This window comes from Mycobacterium sp. (assembly GCF_039583785.1).
Lineage (GTDB): Bacteria > Actinomycetota > Actinomycetes > Mycobacteriales > Mycobacteriaceae > Mycobacterium.
The window spans coordinates 1-3,710 of record NZ_JAVKSG010000144.1 but is presented as its reverse complement, the minus strand read 5'-3'; the positions used below and the strand labels follow the sequence as shown (position 1 = coordinate 3,710).

The window sequence follows — 3,710 nt, the reverse complement described above, 5'->3', positions numbered from 1 at the left end:
TCGTTCATAACAGTGGTACCTCCTGCCCCACGCCGGGGGCGGTTAGAACCACTTACACCGAATCAGCGATAGACCCTTCCCCGAATAAAGTCTGCCGATGGGATGTGTTGGCCGCGTATGGAAGTCGGGTGTCGTCGAGCCGTGTGCCTCGTTGATCTTGTGGCTCTGGCTTGACCGGCCGTGGTGATCTCGCGGCGCTCCGCCGAATCGATGAGCCGCCGATTGCCGGCTGACGCCTGATGCCTGTCGAGAGTCGCGCGTCGCGGAACCGCCGAATCAGTGTCGGCGAGTCAGCAGCGCTGTAGCGCTCCAGGGCCGCCTGCCGGGATGACGTGGATCGGGCTGCGGACCCCACAGGGCTGGCCACATGAACATCGGCAGCCTGCGAAATCGCCTGGCAGCGGCCATAAGATGCTCCGATTCGAGGACTCGCCAGCCCAGTGCTTCGAAATAGGCCAACCCGTTTTCGGGCGCGAAGATGAACGGGGCATTCTGCAGCATCCCGGACATCTTCTTGTTCATCAGCCTCTTCAGTCCCGGGCCGCCGAAGTCGAACATCCACCAGCAGACCTCAGGCCGATCGAGCGCGTCCGAAAGCGCTGCGACATCACGGTCTTGGAGATACATCAACAGGCCTTCGGTCAACACCAGCGCGTTGGCTGCGCCGTCGAGAGCCTCGTCGAGAAACGCGCCGCGGGCCACCGGGTCGGCGAGGTCGACCGCGGACCGTGTCAACCGGCAATGCGGCGTCTGGTCGGCAATAAGTTGCGTCTTCTCCTCGATCAACTGCGGAAGGTCCGCCTCGATCCAGAGGAAGTCAGCCGGAAGGTGCAACCGGTAGGGCCGGGTGTCCAAGCCGGCGGCCAGATTCAGCACCCGATCGCAGCCTTTGGCGATCGCCTCGGCGATGGCGTCATCGATGATCTTGGTGCGCGCGATGAGCCACCAGCCGTTGCGGCTCGACGCCGGAGAGTTGGCGACGATCGCGCGGCCCTGCGTTCCCGCGAGGCGCTCGGCGAGCGGATCGCGGAACAGCGCGTCGGCCCGCGATGATTCGGTAGCCCGGTAGAGCGCAGTCCACCTGGCCGTGTCGGAAACATGGGTGATCACATGCCCGGTGTCTGACATACGTTGCGTTATAGCACTCCGGCGCTGGTGGAATCCGCGTTGGGTCGTGTATAAGGGTCACCGCCCAGCACGGCGCCACGGCGCGGCACACGCCCCGTCGGCCGTTCAGGTCGCGGCAGAGGCCCTCAGCGATGCCAGGGCGCCGGCGCTGAGCCGGGCCAGTTCCTGCGCCTCGTCGGGGGTGAGCACGGCCGCGAAAATCTCGGCCATCCGGCGGTTGGTCGCCTGCTCGACCTCGGCGTAGCGGTCCTTCTTGTCCGCGCCGTCGGCGAACGGCTCGGGCCAGCCGAACATCGCCGCGTACTGATGGCCCTTATTGAGCATGTGCGCTTCCACCGGGGTGATGCCGGAAATGGTGAGGGCGTTGAAATGCACGCCGCCCCGCAGCTCACGCAGAACGTGCATGACCTGCAGCGCCCGCGCCGCCGCGTCGTCGGCCAGCGGCATGGTGCGCCAGCCGGCATACAGCGGCAGGCCCGCGTCCGGTGCCGCCGTGATGATCTTCTCCCCCAGCGCCGCGATGCGGTCCAGGCCTTCGGCGCCGGCCAGGTGCTTGCGGGCGAAGCGGGCAATCTGGTCCCAGTACACCTCGGCCGCGCCGGCCGCGCCGTGCACCGCGACGCCCTCCTCCCACAGGCCCCGCAGGAAGTTGGCTTCGAACGCGACGAACACCGAACCGACCGTCCAGCCGGTGGCCTCGCCCAGCACCCCGCCGCGGCCGGCCACGTATCCGGTGAGCGGGTTCTGGTAGCCGGCGGCGATGCTTTCGGCGAACGTCTCGGGGTGCAACATGAACACCGCGACTGCTTGTTCGATGGGCGAGGCCGCGGCGATGGCCGCGTCGAGCACGTCGTTGTGGCTCATGGGTCTCCTTGTCATTCATGACGCTGCGTGTGTCGCACGCTACTCCTGGGGTTCGGTAGCGACGGCGTGGTCAGCGGCGTCCCGCCGTCATGGCGCCGAGCGTGTACGTGGGTCGCACGCTCGACGGCGACACGGTGCGCGCATTCGATGCAGTAGCACGCGAATCGGGTCGGGGCACTGGGTAATTCGAGGCTTCGCTTACCGCCTAATCGGAGACCTTGACGACGAGCTTGCCGACGTTCGTGCCGTCGAACAACATGTTGATCGCCGTCGGCAACTGCTCGAAGCCCTCGACGACGGTTTCGAGCGGGGTGAGCGCGCCTCCGGCGATCAGGCCGGCGATCTCGGTGATCGCCTCCGGCGCGCGCCCGAAGTGGTCCAAGACGATGAAGCCCTGCAGCGTCGCGCGCTGGACCAGCAGGTTTCCGAACGCGCGCGGCCCGGGCGGCGGGTCGGCCGAGTTGTAGCCGGAGATCATGCCGCACAACGCCACCCTGGCACCGATGTTCAGGCGCGCGAAGATGGCGTCCATGATGTCGCCGCCCACGTTCTCGAAGTCGACGTCGATCCCGTCGGGCGTGGCCGCGGCAAGCTGGGCGGCCCAGTCGTCGGCGCGGTGGTCGACGGCCGCATCGAAGCCGAGCCGTTCGGTGACCAGCGCGCACTTCTCGGGGCCGCCGGCGATCCCGACGACGCGTGCGCCGGCGGCCTTGGCGAGCTGACCGGCGACCGAGCCGACCGCCCCGGCCGCCGCCGAGACCACAACCGTCTCCCCCGGCTGCGGCTTGCCGATGTCGCGGATCCCGACCCACGCGGTGAGTCCGGTCATGCCGAGCGCGCCGAGATAGGCGCTCGGCGAGACGCCCTCGGCGACCTTGACCGGCGTCAGCGGCGCCTCGGCCGATGCGACCGCGTACTGCTGCCAGCCGACGAGGCCCTGCACCGTCTGGCCGACCCGATAGTCCGGGCTGTTGGACGCGACGACCTCGCCTAGGCCGAGCCCGCGCATGACCTCGCCTATGCCGACCGGCGGCAGGTAGGTCGGGGTGTCGTTGATCCACCCGCGGTTCGTGGGGTCCAACGAGATCCAGTCGACGCGCACGAGCGCCTCGCCGTCGCCGATGTTCGGCATCGGCTCCTCGCTGAGCTCGAAGGTGTTGGCGTCGATACGTCCGGTGGGGCGCTGACGGAGAAGGAAGCGGCGGTTATGTTCGGCCATCAGGTACAAGGTAGCGCCAAGCGCCGACGGCGAACGGCCATAAGGCGCTGTCGGTTCGGGTCGGCGCCGAGTTGACGTGCTGCAATTACTTTGCCGATGCACCCTACTGGCGGCCGCGGTCTGCCTAACCTCGAGGTATGCCGGAGCCAGACATGGTGGAAACTGTAAGTGCGAGTGCGGGTGGTGATTCGGTCAGCAAGCTGGCCGCTTACCGTAAGTGCGCCGAACGTATCAAAACGGCGTGGCCGGTGTTTGCCGCCGAGCGCCGGAGACGCCTGCAACAAGGCGGGGGCGGGCAACCCGTCGAGAAGGTCGCCGAGAACATCCTGGAGAACCTTTTCACCACCGTCCTGGACTGGCCGATAGAAAACGTTCGGCCGCAGGTGGAACGGGCCGACATCGTGCTGACCCGGCTGGGTCTCAAGTATCTCGTTCTGGAGGTGAAACGGCCCGGCTGGTTGACCGGGCGCCAGTCGGCGATCGAGGCCGCGTTGAGGCA

General features: G+C 67.5%; 4 protein-coding genes. 1 reads left to right on the top strand and 3 read right to left on the bottom strand.

Going from position 1 to position 3,710, the window contains the following annotated elements:
• Positions 1-276 precede the first annotated feature (276 nt).
• The 3 genes from ABDV69_RS20535 to ABDV69_RS20525 form a co-directional block, all read right to left on the bottom strand.
• Positions 277-1,128, bottom strand: coding sequence for an SAM-dependent methyltransferase (locus ABDV69_RS20535; protein WP_343577622.1), 852 nt, complete (start codon positions 1,126-1,128; stop codon positions 277-279).
• Between the two features lie 105 nt (positions 1,129-1,233).
• Complete coding sequence (locus ABDV69_RS20530) at positions 1,234-1,992, bottom strand: evbL (RefSeq protein ID WP_343577620.1); 759 nt, start codon at positions 1,990-1,992, stop codon at positions 1,234-1,236.
• A gap of 205 nt (positions 1,993-2,197) precedes the next feature.
• Positions 2,198-3,211 carry an NADP-dependent oxidoreductase gene (locus ABDV69_RS20525; protein WP_343577619.1) on the bottom strand — a complete coding sequence of 338 codons (1,014 nt, stop codon included), beginning with the start codon at positions 3,209-3,211 and terminating at the stop codon, positions 2,198-2,200.
• Between the two features lie 137 nt (positions 3,212-3,348).
• Here ABDV69_RS20525 and ABDV69_RS20520 point away from each other — a divergent pair.
• Positions 3,349-3,710: hypothetical protein (locus ABDV69_RS20520; RefSeq protein WP_343577617.1), on the top strand; the 362-nt coding region annotated here is incomplete at its 3' end.